Source organism: Micromonospora sp. WMMA1996 (assembly GCF_002573675.1).
In the GTDB taxonomy this organism is placed as follows: Bacteria; Actinomycetota; Actinomycetes; order Mycobacteriales; family Micromonosporaceae; genus Micromonospora; species Micromonospora sediminicola.
Genome location: NZ_PDHU01000001.1, coordinates 1,018,177 through 1,032,295, shown reverse-complemented (window position 1 = coordinate 1,032,295; position 14,119 = coordinate 1,018,177). Strand labels below are relative to the sequence as shown.

The window sequence follows — 14,119 nt, the reverse complement described above, 5'->3', positions numbered from 1 at the left end:
GGCGGAACGTCCCACAAGTGGGACCCACGGTGAACATAGACACTGCTGGGACTGGTGGGAAGATGTGTGCGTCGATTTGTAGCAACTTTTTGTTGGTGACGCCGTTGCCCGTCACACGTCGATCTGTTGCCGACGCGCTGACCAGCGCCGATGTCCGCCGAGCCGAAGGCAACGACATCGATGGATACAGAAGGGCCGGGAGCGCTTCCGCTCCCGGCCCTTCGGTCGTCCGGCCCGTTCAGCTCATTTTTCGGTCATTCCGGTTCCGGTTTGGCGTCTCCGATTCAGCCCTTCGGCGGGACCACCATCACGGTGGCGTACGCGTTGTCCTTGGCGGCCCGCACGAGCACGATCGAGGTGCCGTACGCGACACCCGCGTCACGCGGGTTGCCGGTGCCGAGCACGATCGCGCCGCCACCCAGCTCCTCGCCGTACCAGTCGGTCGCCGGGGAGCCGTCCGGGTTCACCACCCGGGTCGTGTACTGCTGGTTGCCCCGCGACGGGACGACCACCGAGGCGTCGTTGTCCCGGGCGTACGGCGAGCCGTCCCGGATCTCGATGCCCGGGTACCAGCCCTTGGCGTCGGTGAAGGCCCGCACCGGGGACTGCGCCGGGAACTTCGTGCAGTACGCGCTGTACGGCTCGTCCGCCGCCTCCAGGCACTCCTTGAACGGGTACGTCGGCTGGAGCGAGAAGGCCGCGTTGGACGACTGCGGACGGCTGGGCAGGTTGTCCAGCACCGACGGGTCCTTCTCGGCCGCGGTCCACTTGCGGCGCAGCGGGTCGTTGTGCGAGTCGACGATCAGCAGCCCGCCCTTGGCGCCGTAGCTGGGCAGCGCGGTCATCTGCCCGGTGACGTGGTTGACGTCGCCGAGCTGGGTGTCCCGGTACCAGACCAGCATGCCCGGGGCGTTGTAGGCGATCCGGTCGACCTTCCACGCCTCGTGCGAGTAGACGGTGTCGTAGGCGTACTTCAGGCCCTTGTCGAAGCCGTCGAAGTTGCGCCACTCGGCCAGGTAGTAGTGCGACTTGACCTGGGTGCCCGAGTCGACGTGCCAACCCGCGCCGCTGGTGTCGGTGAAGGTGCCACCGGTCTGGGTCCAGCCGGCGGTGCCGCCCTCGACGTCGTCGCTCCAGGTGGTGGCGCCGCCGCCGGTCACCGAGAAGTCGTCGGCGAACCAGCCGCGCTCCACGAACGCCTCGTCGGTCGCGTACCGCAGGCGCACCTGCACGGTCTGCCCGGCGTACGACGACAGGTCGACGTAGTCGTGCCGCCAGCCGTCGGTGGCGCCGGTCAGGCCGTACTTCTTGTTGCCGAAGTCGACCATCCGCCCGTTCGGGTCGGCGTAGCCGTCGTCGGTGGTGACCAGCGCGCCGGAGGCGTCGTACACCTTGCGTTCGGTCCAGGTGGCGCCGCCGTCGGTCGAGACCTCGACGAAGCCGTAGTCCCAGTCCTCCTCGATGACGTAGTTGTTCCACATCCAGAACTTCGCGTCGGCGGCGTTCGGGACGGTCACCGTCCGGCTCAGCTTGACGTCCGCCCAGTTCTGGTCGGCACCGGAGTACCACATGTTCCCGCCGCTGTGCGGCTCGGCCAGCGTGATCACCTTGTCCGGCAGGTCGATCTTGATGCCGTCCTCGGTGCCGACGGGCGTACGCGAGGTCTGCCCGAGCTTGACCAGCTTGGCCCGGTCGCCCGGCCCGAACGTCTTCGGCTCGGCCCAGCCGAGCACCCACTTGTCCCAGAGACCCATATGGGTGGGGAGCGCCTGGAAGATCTCGCCGGAGTGCGAGCCGGACGCCATCAGGTCCCAGAAGTCGACGTCCGAGTCGGCGTTGCCCGAGGTGTCGTAGAGGTCCGGCAGGCCGAGGTCGTGCCCGAACTCGTGGGCGAAGACGCCGACGCCGGCGTCCTCCGGCTGCACGATGTAGTTCGACACCTTCAGGTTCGTGCCGGGGATGGTGTAGCCACCGGCCACGGTGGAGGAGTGCGCCCACACCGAGTAGATGCCGACGTCGCCGCCACCCCGGGACTTGCCCTGGTTGGCGTGCACCAGCACCAGGTGGTCGATCACGCCGTCCGGCTCGTGGTAGTTGCCGTCGCCGTCGCGGTCGCTCTGGTCCTCGATGTCGTAGTCGGCCCACGGGAAGTTCGGGTCGGCGGCGGCCAGCGCGTCGATCGCGTCGGTGGCGAGGCGGCCGGCGCCCTGCGGGTTGTCCGGGTGGCCGTTCATCGACTGCTCACGCCCGGCGACCCAGTTGCCGTTCTCGTCCTGGAAGCAGCGCGAGGCCGCGTACCAGCCCTCCGAGTGCGGCACCGTGATCCACGGGCTAGCCTGCCCGTCCACGGTGTACGCGCCCTTGGACATCTCCAGGTACATGTTGTGCATGGTCCGCCCGGCGAGGCTGATGCCCGGCTTGCCGTCCGGCCCCTTGAGGTCCTTGCGGACCCGCTCGGTGATGCCCTTCTTGGTGTAGAGCATCTTGTCGTAGTGGGCCGGCGAGAAGTCCGGCACCCACATCGAGTTGTTGTCCTTGTGCGGCAGGGTGGCCGGGTTCGGGATGGTGTTGTGCCGCGGCCCGTTCTGCACCGTGCCGGGCACGCAGGTGCGGTCCTCGAAGACCGTCTTCGGGACCATCACGTCGGTGAAGTCGTCGTTGGCCTTGTCGTTGAACTCGACCAGCAGCGTCAGCAGCTTGGCGGTCTGGGTGCTCTTGGCCTGCTTGATCTTCCGCGGGCTCTGCCCGGTCCGGATCGACTTGGCCTCCAGCTTCGCCAGCTCCCGCGCGGTCATCGGGTTGCCGCCGGCGTACTTCCGGTCGTAGGCGCGGGCCTCGTCGGCCGGGGAGGAGAAGACCCCGTCCCGACCCTTGGTCTCCTTGCCGCCGGTGTCCGGCTGCACCTCGGGCTCGGCGTAGTTGATGTAGTACTCGTCCGCCCCGATGGTGGCCGGGGCGGACCGGGACGGCTGGGCCGCCGCGCTGCCCGTCACGGTCAGCGACGTGGCCGCGAGGGCGATGGCGGGCAGCGCGACGAGTAGGCGTCTGCGTGCCCTGGACTGCGAAATGAGGAGCATGCCACTCCGTTCGTAGGGAATGGTGAGGGACCGGCCGTCTCAGTGACAGATGTCGAATTGCGCCGGTGTGGCTGAACGTAGTCGACCGGGCGCGGCATAGACAGGGGTGAACAGGCCCTCTGCCCGTTCAGGTCAGTGCCTCCTCCGCCGATCGACCAACCTCGTCCCGGGTACGACGAGGGGCGGGTCGCCGTGGCGACCCGCCCCTGGTGTTCCGCGTCGATCAGTCCTCGTCGGACTTGCCCCCACCCATCCCCGAGGAGATCATCTCCATCACCGAGGAGTCCTGGAGCGTGGTCACGTCACCGAGCGACCGGTTCTCCGCCACGTCCCGCAGCAACCGGCGCATGATCTTCCCGGAGCGGGTCTTCGGCAGCTCCGGCACCAGCATGATCTGCCGCGGCTTGGCGATCGGGCCCAGCGTCTTCGCCACGTGGTTGCGCAGCTCGGCGATGAGCTGCTCGCCCGCGTCACCCGAGATCTCCGCGCTGCCGCGCGGAATGGCGAACGCGACGATCGCCTGGCCGGTGGTCGGGTCGGTCGCGCCGACCACCGCCGCCTCCGCCACCGACGGGTGGCTCACCAGGGCCGACTCCACCTCCGTGGTGGAGATGTTGTGGCCGGACACCAGCATCACGTCGTCCACCCGGCCGAGCAGCCAGATGTGCCCGTCGTCGTCCTTCTTCGCGCCGTCACCGGCGAAGTAGACCCACTCGTCGCCGGTGTTGGCGCCCGCGCCGAACCGGGACCAGTACGTCTCCAGGAACCGGTTGTCGTCGCCCCAGATGGTCCGCAGCATCGACGGCCACGGCTCCTTGAGCACCAGGTAGCCGCCACCGCCGTTGGGCACCGACTGGCCCTGGTCGTCGACCACGTCGGCGACGATGCCGGGCAGCGGACTCATCGCCGAGCCGGGCTTCGCCTCGGTCACGCCGGGCAGCGGCGAGATCATGATGGCCCCGGTCTCGGTCTGCCACCAGGTGTCCACGACCGGCAGCTCACCCCGGCCGACGTGCTGCCGGTACCAGATCCACGCCTCCGGGTTGATCGGCTCACCGACGCTGCCGAGCAGACGCAGCGACGACAGGTCGTAGCCGGCCGGGATGTCCTCGCCCCACTTCATCATGGTGCGGATCAGCGTCGGCGCGGTGTACAGGATGGTCACCTTGTACTTGTCGACGACCTCCCAGAACCGGCCCTTGTGCGGGGTGTCCGGCGTGCCCTCGTACATGACCTGGGTGGCGCCGTTGGAGAGCGGGCCGTACACGATGTAGGAGTGCCCGGTCACCCAGCCGATGTCGGCGGTGCACCAGTAGACGTCCGTCTCCGGCTTCAGGTCGAACACCGCGTGCGTGGTGTACGACGCCTGGGTCAGGTAGCCGCCGGTGGTGTGCAGGATGCCCTTCGGCCGGGCGGTGGTGCCGCTGGTGTAGAGGATGAACAGCGGGTGCTCGGCGTCGAACGCCTGCGCCTCGTGCTCCGGCGACGCCGTCTCCACCGTCTCGTGCCACCAGTGGTCCTTGCCCGACCAGGCGACCTCCTCGCCGGTGCGGCGGACCACCAGCACGTGCTCCACCGACGGGCAGTTCGCCACCGCCTCGTCCACCGTCGGCTTGAGCGCCGACGGCTTGCCCCGGCGGAAGCCGCCGTCCGCGGTGATCACCACCTTGGCGCTGGCGTCCTGGATCCGGTTGGTCAACGCGTCGGCCGAGAAGCCGCCGAACACCACGCTGTGGGTGGCGCCGATCCGGGCGCAGGCGAGCATCGCCACCGCGGCCTCCGGGATCATCGGCAGGTAGATCGCCACCCGGTCGCCGGCGGTCACGCCCAGCTCGGTCAGCGCGTTCGCCGCCTGACAGGTGAGCTTGTGCAGGTCGGCGTAGGTGACGGTACGGGTGTCGCCCGGCTCACCCTCCCAGTGGATCGCCACCTTGTCGCCGAGACCCGCCTCGACGTGCCGGTCCAGGCAGTTGTACGCCACGTTGAGCCGGCCACCGGTGAACCACTTCGCGAAGGGCGCGTTCGACCAGTCGAGCACCTGCTCCCACGGCTGGGCCCAGGCCAGCCGGCCGGCCTGGCGCTCCCAGAAGGCGAGCCGGTCGGCGGCCGCCTCGTCGTACGCCTCCGCGGTCACGTTGGCGTTCGCGGCGAGCTCGGCCGGCGGCGGGAACTGGCGCGTCTCGTTCAGCAAGTTGGCCAATGCCTCGCTCATGCGGTGACTCCTTCGTCGCGTGACCTGCGTCTCCTACTCCGGGGAAGGTTAGCCCCGGCCCCGCCGGGCCGCGACCGCCCGCCCCGCTCCGCGCGCTCAGCGGCGCCCCCTCCGCGCTGAGGTGTAAGGAAGGGCCCCCTATTAACGCTTCCGGTAGAGGAAGGGTCCCCTCTTAACACCCCGGGCGTACGCGGGGCCCGGCGGTCGCTAGCGTGACGATGTGACCGCCGATCCGCTCGCCCCGCTGCTCGCCCTCGCCGACGTCGCGCCCGCCGTCGAGCGGGCCCGCGACCTGGTCGACCAGGCCCACCGGCACCGGGCGCTGCGCCGCCAGGGCGGGCAGGTCGCCGCCGAGGTCAGCCTCCGTTCGGCAGTGGCCAGCGCCGCGCTGGAGGGCCGCGACCACGACCGCGAGGAGGTACGCGCCGGCACGGTCACCGACCCGGTGCTCCAGGGCGCGCTGCGGGTGGCCGGCGCGCTGCCCGGGCTGAGCGACCTCTGGACCAGGGCGCCCCGGCAGGTGCTGGCCCGGCTGCACGTGCTCGCCGCCCGGGACGTGCTGACCGAGGAGGAACTGGGCCGCCCGGTCGCCGACCCCGTGGTGGCGGCCCGGCTCGACGGCCTCTCCGGCCTGGTGGCCGGGGGCACGAAGGTGCCGCCGCTGGTGCTCGCCGCAGTGGTGCACGGCGAGCTGCTCAACCTGCGCCCGTTCCCGGGCCCGTCCGGCGTGGTGGCCCGGGCCGCCGCCCGGCTGGTGCTGATCTCCACCGGGTTCGACCCGCGTGGGCTGGTCGCGGTGGACGTCGGGCACCGCGAGCGGGAACCGGAATACGTCGGTGCGGCCGGCGCGTTCGCCACCGGCACCCCCGACGGCCTGCGCTCCTGGCTGCGCCACTACATGGCGGCGGTGGAGGTCGGGGCGGACCAGATCACGCTCATCGGCGACGAGATCCTCGCCGCGTCCTGACCGCCGGCCCGGCGACCCTCAGGCCGTGGGCGCGGCGGCGCGGGTGCGGCGGTGCCGGCCGTACCAGGCGATGCCGATGGCCACCCCGACGCCCACGCCGAGCGCCGCCGCCGCGACCGGCACCGCCGGCCGCTCGCGCAGCCGGCGGCCCAGCGGGATCGGGTGCCGGAACTCCAGCACCGGCCAGGCGTTCTCCACCGCCAGCTTGCGCAGCGCCCGGTCCGGGTTGACCACCGTCGGATGCCCCACGCACTCCAGCAAGGGCCGATCGCTGTACGAGTCGGAGTACGCGTACGAGTCGCTCAGGTCGTAGTCACGCTCCAGGGCCAGCTCGCTGACGCCCTCGACCTTGCTCGGCCCGGCCGCGTAGAACTCGACCTCGCCGCTGTAGCGGCCGTCGACCACGGCCATCCGGGTGGCGATCACGTCGGTGATCCCGAGCAGCTCGCCGATCGGCCGGACCATCTCCTCGCCCGAGGCGGAGACCAGCACCACGTCCCGCCCGGCCGCCTGGTGCTCCTCGATCAGGGCGGCGGCCTCGGCGTACACGTAGGGGTTGATCAGCTCGTGCAGCGTCTCCGCGACGATCTGGCGGACCTGTTCCACCGGCCAGCCCTTGCAGAGCGTGGCCAGGTAGTCCCGGGTCCGGGCCATGGTCTGCTCGTCGGTGCCGCCCAGCCGGAACATCAGCTGCGCGTACGCCGACTTGACCACGTCACGCCGAGTGATCAGCCCGTCCCGGTAGAACGGCCGACCGAACGCCAGGGCGCTCGACTTGGCGATGACGGTCTTGTCGAGATCGAAGAAAGCGGCACTGCGGCCCACGGCGCGAAAGTCTAGCCGGACAGGCTCGGTGGAGCCGCCCGGCCGGGGTCAGGAAGACCGAGGTGCACCCGGCGGAGTGACGGCGGTCACATCCGTTGCGGTGGGAATTAGCTTTGCGTGGAGTGAACACCACTCGACGTATAAGGGTCCGCTGCGGCATGCTTGTCCTCACGACAGGAGTTCACGTCCCGTCGCCGCAGGCCCTCGGCGGTTGCACCCCCCGTGACCGCTGAGTCGGTTCGGCTCGACCCCCCCGGAGCCGAACCACAGACGACCCCCGTCTCCCCCCGACGGGGGTCGTCCCTTTGTGGGCTGAGCGTTCCGCCGCAGGTCACAGGTCATCTCCGTCCCCGTCGAGCAGGCTTCCCGAGGGCGTTTCTTCGGCCGGAGGCAGCAGAGAGGCAGCAGAGCGGTTGAATGCCTCCAGGACGCGGGCGGCGTAGTCGGCGGGGGTGTGGGTGTAGCGGTTGAGTGTCGTCGACGCCTGTTCGTGGCCCATGACCCGCTGCACCAGGTTGATCGGAACGCCGTCGGTGACCAGCCAGGTTGCGTAGGCGTGCCGCAGATCGTGGAACCGCATCCCGCCGGCAGCCTTGGCCGCGACGCAGGCAACCGCTTCCCGCTCGGTGGTGAACTCGGCGGACCACTCGACGCCTTCCCGGTCCGGCCAGGTGGCGCGGTATCGGTGCGGCCCGGTGTTGGCGACCTGGCCGAGCAGCCCGGCGCGGACCAGCGACGGTAGCCACACCCGACGACGAAAGTTTGAGCGTCGGAGCGGCCGGCCGACCCGGTCGCGGAAGACCAGAGTTCGCGGATTCGGATCGTCGCCGGCGGCGTGCAGCTGGCGGAGCGCCGCCAGGAGGAAGTCGGGCAGCGGCACGGTTCGGACCCCGGCGCGACTCTTCGGGTACGGGCGGAGCACGATTCCGCCGTGCGTTTCCTCGGCTACCTGGACCACGCGCAGCGATGCGCGGTCGAGGTCCACCGACGACCACGTCAGCCCAGCGCACTCTCCCCAGCGGAGACCGGCCCCAGCAGCAGCGGAGACGATCCCACGGTGCCGAGCGGGGACAGCGGGCAGGAGCCGGCCGAAGAGGTCCTCCCGGCTGATGGTGACCGGCTTGACGTCGCGGGACCGGTCACGCGGCAGCTTGACGCCCTCGGCGGGGTTGGCCGCGATCAGCCGTGCCTGAACGGCCGTCTTGAGGATCATCGACAGCAGTTGGTAGCACTTGGCCACGGTGGCGGGGGCGAGTTCCCGACCGAGGCCGGTCACCCACTCCTGCACCGACATGAAGTCGACCTTCCCGAGCGACCAGTCACCCCACTTCGGCAGAACGTGCGTGCGGAGCATGGAGACAGTGCGCTCGGTCGTCCGCGCCTCCACAGACCGGCTGGCGAGCCACTGCTGAGCGAAGTCACCGAGACGGATACGGCCGGCGTGCGGGTTGACATACGTGCCCCGGTTGAGGCTGCCCTCGACATCTGAGAGGAACGCGTTGGCCTCCCGCTTAGTGCGGAAGCTCTTGGATCTCTGCCCGCCGGCAGGATCGCGCCAGCAGGCGCGAAAGGTGCCAGCCGGGGTCTTACGGACGAAGCCCATCAGCGCCTCCGACCGTGCTCAGTGCCGGTGGCGGCGGGTTGCTCGGTGACGCCGTCGAGCCAGGAGTGGAACCGGGCACGCGGGATCAGCCAGCGACCGCCGAGGCGGGTCGCCGGAATCGTGCCGTCGCGGACAAGCGCGTACGTGCTGCCGAGCGAGAGGCCGAGCAGCGTGGCGACCTCGCGGACGGTGTAGGTGACCGGCTCGACGACGACGGCCCCGGTACGAGGGACGAGCCGAACGACCGGCGTGGGGCGGGCGATGGCGCTCATGACGGGGTGACCTCCTCAGGTCTGTCGGATCAGGCGGCGACCGGCACGACGCCGGCCGGGGTGGTGCCGAGTTCGTGGGCGAGTTCTTCGCGGCCGGTGGTTCGTCGCTCGCGGGCCATGGCGGCTGCGCTGTTGGCGAGCAGGGCATCACCTGAGGTGTGCCAGCCGACGCCGGCAAAGGTGAGGGTGCCGACGATGAGCGTGGTGTCCTCGGCGGGCGGGTCGGCGGGTGGTCCGCCGGCGGTGGGGTGCTCGTGGTCCTGGTGCTCGTGGCGCCGGAACGCGACGCGGGTATCGCGCAGGAGTTGGAAGGTCACCGAGTAGCGGCGGGCTTTGGTGAGGAAGTGGCCGCCGTAGCCGAGCATGTGCGCCCATCGGCGCAACCGGGCGTAGGGGTTGGCCGTCGCTGGTTTCGCCGGTTCGGTGTCAAGGACGGCTTGACGCTGGGCGACGCAGACGGGGCAGGCGGCGTATCGGGTGTGGGTGCCGCAGTCGGGGCACTCCCAGCGCTGTCCGAAGCCGGGCCGGGGCCGGCGTTCCCGTGGCCGCTCGGACAACGGGGCCGGGGTGTCGGTGGGTCGGCCGATGTGCCAGCAGGCGTCGATGAGGCGGGCGGTGTGGTCGCCGTCGGGGTCGGCGTAGTCGCCGATGGTGTCGGCGGTCAGGCGGGTGGAGGTGTGCCCGGTGGCCTCGGTGCTTTTGGTGGCGTACTTGGCAAGGTAGCCGGCGACGATGCCGTCGGTGACCTCACCTGCTCCGGTGGTGCTGATGGGTCGGATGTCGAGGCCCTTGGAGGTGTCGCCCCAGGCGATGACCCAGCCGTGCGGGTTGTCCGGGTGCGGCGGCGTGCGGAAGTGGATCTGCGCGGCGGCGTGGCGGAACGCGTCGACGAGGTCATCGGTGGTGAACCCGGCTGGTGGCGGAACGATGGCGTCGGGGTCGTCGGGGTGGACGCCGTCGAGGCGGGCGATGGCGTGGAAGTGCACCGCGGCTCGTGCCTGAAGTTCGGCGACCTTACCGGGAGAGAGCCGGACCGGGGCGACGGTGCGGGTCTTGCCGGAGGCGGTGGGGATCTCGACGCGGGGGATGCCGCGCTGCTGGGCGAGCTTGGTGAGGTACCGCTGGGCGGCTTGCTTGGTGCGGTGCCACAGCTCGCCGGAGAAGAGGTTCCACACGACCTGGTGGGCGTGGTCGTAGCAGTCCAGGCACAACGGCCGCCCCAGTACGGTGTCGCCGGTTTCGTGGCGTGCCCAGCAGACCGAGGGTCGGCCGTGGGGGCAGAGGCCGGCGGCAGGGTCGGTGGCGCGGCGGGCATGGCAGGGCTCAGCGCGGCAGTTGCAGCGGCGACGGTTGCGGCAGGTGTGCCGCTTCACGTTGCGGGTGTGGACAGTGCCGAAGGATGGTGCGGTGAAGGTGGCGAACACGGCCGGATGCTGGGCGACCGATTCCGGGATGCCTTTGCCGCCGACGAGGCCGGCGCGTAGGAGTTGGAAGGCGTCACGTTGGTAGGTCTGGGCGCAGGCCGGGCAGACGGTGGCGCGTCGGTTGCCGCAGGCGGTGTAGATCGCGGCGTCGGGCATGGCGTCGGTGTGCCGGGAGGCCAGGATCCGGCCGGTGGTGGGGTCGACGGTGTGGAGGCTGCCGGACAGGCGGATGGGTCGGGTGCAGCCGGCGGCGGCGCGGACGTGTTCCAGCCAGCCGAAGTAGTCGGGGCGCGTGGCGCGTTGGAACGCTGCTCCGGCGGCGGTATAGCCGTAGACGGGCGTGATGGTGTCGGCGTTCGAGCCCACCCCCCGGGCCGAAGCGCGGGGGGTGAGGTCCAGCGTCGAGGCCATCAGGCGGCGTCCTTGACGGGACGCATGTGCTCGGGGCCGTGGTAGCCGACGAAGGTGTCGGTGATGGTCCGTTCCACGACGGTGATGCGGCAGGCGCCGCACTGGCGGTGGGTCGGCTCGTGCCGGCCGCATCGGATCTGGGTGATGGTGTCGCCGCAGCGGATGGTGATCGGGTTGCGGCAGGGGCCGCCGTCGATGACGTCGATGACGGTGCGGCGGGTGTCGTAGGGGTGGGGGAGTCGGTCGGCCGGGCAGGTGTGCACGAGCTGGGCGAGGTCGACGGTGTGGATGCTCATCGGGCACCACCGCCGATGGTGGCGAGGAGTTGCCCGGCGACGGGTGGGGTGACGTCGAGTCGGTCGGCCAGCTCGGCCGGGGTGATGGGGCGGCCGTTGGTCTGTTCGTGCTGCACGGCGGCGAAGCGGGCCATGGGCAGCAGGTGGGTGGGGACGTCGACCGGCTCCCGTGCCGGCGCGGTGACGGGTTCCGGCTCGACAGCCGGGGTGATGGCAGCCGCTGGGGTCGGCTCTGTGGTGATCTGCTCGGCCACCTGGACGCGGATGGGTTCGGCCGGTGCAGCCGGCGGGGTGATGCCTTCCCCTGACGGGGCGGGGGCGAGGACGAGTTTGACCAGGGCCATGAAGGCCAGGGCGGGGACGGCGGACAGGAGCCAGCCAGAGATTCCCGGCTTGGCGACGGCCAACTGTGCGGCCAGGGAGAGGCCGGCGGCGGCGATGAGCAGGAACAGCGGGTAGCCGATGGGTGCACCGCTGCGGCGGCGTCGGCGGATGGTCAGCAGGCAGGCGATGGGGACCAGTTCGGAGATGACAGCGTTGGCCCAGCCGAACCATGCCCCGGTCCCGGCCGGGCTGTTGGCGAGGGTCCAGTCTTTGACGTGGGTGAAGGAGGCGGCGCCGGCGAAGCCGGCGACGGCGATGAGGATGAGGACCAGGACCAGGCCCTCGATGCGCGGTGCGGCGGGTTGACGGTTCATCGGACACCACCCATGTAGGCGAAGGCGATGCCGATGAGCAGGACGACGGCGAAGGTGATCAGGGCAGCCATCAGTGGCCTCCGTGGCAGTCGAGGCAGCAGCCGTATCGGCGGGGGATGTAGTAGGGCTTCACCTGGCCGCAGTCGCGGCAGGTCCGCCGGGCAAGCAGGGCTTTGGCGATGGCCTCCCGCTGCGCGGGGGTGGCGATCCGCTTGGGCTTGGCCCAGTCGAGGCGGTAGAGGTAAGCGACGCGCTTCCCGCGACGCCACAGGATCTGCGCGACGGCGTGGTGTCCTCCGGGACGGAGGCCGGCGGCGCGCAACTGTCGACGGGTGGCCAGCCCATCGGGGGCGAGGCGGAACGGGTAGGTGGGGAACTCGTCGGCGGGGTTGGCCGGGTCGTAGGTGTAGGTGGTCATGGCCGGTCTCCCCAGCGCTGCTGGGCGGCTTGGCGGGAGATGCCGAGCCGGGAGCCGATTTCGGCCCAGGAGTAGCCGAAGGCCCGCAGACCGACGACGGCGTCGGTGATGGCGTCGTCGATGACGGCGGAGAGGGCGACGAGGTCGCGGAGGGCTTCGACGTCGCCGTCTGCGACGCGGCGGCCGTGGGCGCGGATGATGCGTCGGGCGAAGGCGGCGAAGGCGTCGTTCTCGACGACGTCGCGGCGACGCTGCCTAGGCAGGTGAGGCGTCAAGGGCTTCTTGACGGTGTTCATCGGTTCCCGCCTTCCTGGATGTGGAGGCGGTCCCACTCGTCAGCCGCGCTCTCAAGCGCGGTGATGACCTGCTCGGCGGTGCGGGCGGGGTCGTCGTTCCAGGAGTAGGGGGAGGTGTGCTCGTCGAGGAGGTAGCCGTCTTCGTCGATGTGGAAGACCGGGGCGAAGTTGTCGAGGTAGTCGACGAACGTGGCCATGGCGGCGAGGTAGTCGGTGAGGGTGTCGGGGTCGAGCTGGGAGAAGTGCTCGACCTTGTGGCCGGCGCTGGCGATGCCGATGGCCCCGGCGGCGCAGGCCGGCGGGGTGGGGTGGTCGGTGGGGAAGAGGTTGTTGTAGTAGGTGCCCTGGTGCCAGCCGTGCCGGCGCAGGTAGAGGGCAGCCATCCGGAGCAGGTCAGCGGGTGTGACCTGGACTTCGGTGGTCGGGTGTTGGGTAGCCTTCATGGCAGCCACGTCCTTTCAGAAGGGCTTGGTGGGAGGTCGGCGGAACCGGACTGCTTTCCACGGCTGAGGCCGGTTCCGTCGGCCGGTTATCGGGTGCGTAGCCGCAGGTAGCGGCGCTGTCGGGTGTCGTCGCCGCCCACCGGTTGGGGTGGGCCGAGGTAGACGAGTCGGCCGCTGGCCGAGGCGACCTGGACCATCGAGGCGATCTCGCCCGGTTGGGCGATGACCCAGATCTCGACGTATTGCGCGGCGCGCTGCTGGTTGGCTTTGGCGTATGCCTGTTCGCGGGTGGTCATGCCGCCACCTCGAAGTCCGCCCGGGTCAGGTCCGGGATCAGGGTCGGTAACGGTCGGGGTCGGCGGATCCAGGCGGCGTAGTCGGCGATGCCGGCGATCTGGGTGTCGGTGAGGTAGGCGACCTTGATGCGTTTGGGGGTGCCGCCTTCGGCGATGAGGTAGGCCGCGCCCTGGTTGGTGGGGGCGATGTCGGTGGCGGTGTAGCCCTGCTCGGCCCAGCCGTGCCCGAGGACGATGTTGGAGGTGTTCGGGGTGGTGCAGCGGAACGCGGCGCGGTAGCCGAACAGGTCCCGCAGGCTGGTGGGGATGATGTCGAACGACGGCCGCTGAGTCGCGGCCACGACGGGGATTCCGGCGGCACGGCCGCGTGCGACCAGGTCGCGCAGGAGAGCGACGAACTCTTCTTGTTCCTGCTTGGTGCCGACGGTGGCGGAGTAGTAGGCGATCTCGTCGACGAGGACGGTGATGACCGACAGGCCGTCGGCGGCGGTCACCTTGCGGCGCCCGTGGGCGCGGAGCCAGGCGTAGCGGTTGTTCATCACCAGTTGCAGCCGGCGCAGGATGTCGAGGGCGGCGGTGATGTCGGGGCCGATGAACGCGTCGGCGCAGTCCTCCCACTGCCCGAGTTCGACGAGCTTGCCGTCGAGCAGCACCAGGCGGCTGTCGACGGACAGGGCGGCGTGGGCGGCGATGGTGTTCAGGAGCCCGCTCTTGCCTCCGCCGGGTTCGCCGCCGGCGAGCAGGTTGCGGTAGGCGAGGGTGATGTAGACGGGGTGACCGAACTCGTCGATGCCGACGAAGATGGGGTCGAACATCGACAGGCCAGGCCCCACCGGAACGGGGGCCGTTTCGGCGTTCGTGGTCATGGGTGCCCTCCTTGG

Annotated in this window: 14 protein-coding genes; 1 reads left to right on the top strand and 13 read right to left on the bottom strand. The window is 70.5% G+C overall.

Translation table 11 applies throughout. The features are described from left to right. Positions 1-284 precede the first annotated feature (284 nt). On the bottom strand, positions 285-3,077 hold the full coding sequence (locus COO58_RS05045; RefSeq protein WP_091583605.1) for an immune inhibitor A domain-containing protein: 2,793 nt from the start codon (positions 3,075-3,077) through the stop codon (positions 285-287). 223 nt (positions 3,078-3,300) lie between these two features. Next, a complete protein-coding gene (gene acs, locus COO58_RS05040) occupies positions 3,301-5,289 on the bottom strand; it encodes an acetate--CoA ligase (RefSeq protein ID WP_098744014.1) in 1,989 nt (662 codons plus the stop codon). 220 nt (positions 5,290-5,509) lie between these two features. Here acs and COO58_RS05035 point away from each other — a divergent pair, with 220 nt between their 5' ends. After that, the gene (locus tag COO58_RS05035) at positions 5,510-6,256 is read left to right on the top strand and encodes an oxidoreductase (protein WP_091583597.1); all 747 of its coding nucleotides are present in this window, start codon (positions 5,510-5,512) and stop codon (positions 6,254-6,256) included. Between the two features lie 18 nt (positions 6,257-6,274). Here COO58_RS05035 and COO58_RS05030 read toward each other — a convergent pair whose 3' ends face one another. The 11 genes from COO58_RS05030 to COO58_RS04980 form a co-directional block, all read right to left on the bottom strand. Continuing rightward, complete coding sequence (locus COO58_RS05030; RefSeq protein WP_091583594.1) at positions 6,275-7,081, bottom strand: HAD family phosphatase; 807 nt, start codon at positions 7,079-7,081, stop codon at positions 6,275-6,277. Positions 7,082-7,412: 331 nt separating this feature from the next. Continuing rightward, complete coding sequence (locus COO58_RS05025) at positions 7,413-8,684, bottom strand: site-specific integrase (protein WP_255292525.1); 1,272 nt, start codon at positions 8,682-8,684, stop codon at positions 7,413-7,415. Further along, positions 8,684-8,956, bottom strand: a complete 273-nt coding sequence (locus tag COO58_RS05020) for a helix-turn-helix domain-containing protein (protein WP_098744013.1) — start codon at positions 8,954-8,956, stop codon at positions 8,684-8,686. The genes COO58_RS05025 and COO58_RS05020 overlap by 1 nt, the downstream gene beginning before the upstream one ends. 29 nt (positions 8,957-8,985) lie before the next feature. Beyond that, positions 8,986-10,791 carry a replication initiator gene (locus COO58_RS05015; RefSeq protein WP_098744011.1) on the bottom strand — a complete coding sequence of 602 codons (1,806 nt, stop codon included), beginning with the start codon at positions 10,789-10,791 and terminating at the stop codon, positions 8,986-8,988. Further along, a complete protein-coding gene (locus COO58_RS05010) occupies positions 10,791-11,087 on the bottom strand; it encodes a hypothetical protein (RefSeq protein WP_098744009.1) in 297 nt (98 codons plus the stop codon). Before COO58_RS05010 ends, COO58_RS05015 begins: the two co-directional genes overlap by 1 nt. Next, complete coding sequence (locus tag COO58_RS05005; protein WP_098744008.1) at positions 11,084-11,785, bottom strand: hypothetical protein; 702 nt, start codon at positions 11,783-11,785, stop codon at positions 11,084-11,086. The genes COO58_RS05010 and COO58_RS05005 overlap by 4 nt, the downstream gene beginning before the upstream one ends. Positions 11,786-11,855: 70 nt before the next feature. After that, the gene (locus COO58_RS05000; protein ID WP_098744006.1) at positions 11,856-12,203 is read right to left on the bottom strand and encodes an RRQRL motif-containing zinc-binding protein; all 348 of its coding nucleotides are present in this window, start codon (positions 12,201-12,203) and stop codon (positions 11,856-11,858) included. After that, positions 12,200-12,499, bottom strand: a complete 300-nt coding sequence (locus COO58_RS04995) for a hypothetical protein (protein ID WP_098744005.1) — start codon at positions 12,497-12,499, stop codon at positions 12,200-12,202. The genes COO58_RS05000 and COO58_RS04995 overlap by 4 nt, the downstream gene beginning before the upstream one ends. Further along, positions 12,496-12,942 carry a hypothetical protein gene (locus tag COO58_RS04990; protein ID WP_098744003.1) on the bottom strand — a complete coding sequence of 149 codons (447 nt, stop codon included), beginning with the start codon at positions 12,940-12,942 and terminating at the stop codon, positions 12,496-12,498. Before COO58_RS04990 ends, COO58_RS04995 begins: the two co-directional genes overlap by 4 nt. Before the next feature lie 86 nt (positions 12,943-13,028). Further along, positions 13,029-13,238, bottom strand: a complete 210-nt coding sequence (locus tag COO58_RS04985; RefSeq protein WP_098744002.1) for a hypothetical protein — start codon at positions 13,236-13,238, stop codon at positions 13,029-13,031. Next, entirely contained in the window at positions 13,235-14,104 is an 870-nt protein-coding gene (locus tag COO58_RS04980; RefSeq protein ID WP_098744000.1) for an FtsK/SpoIIIE domain-containing protein, read from the bottom strand. Before COO58_RS04980 ends, COO58_RS04985 begins: the two co-directional genes overlap by 4 nt. Positions 14,105-14,119: the final 15 nt, after the last annotated feature.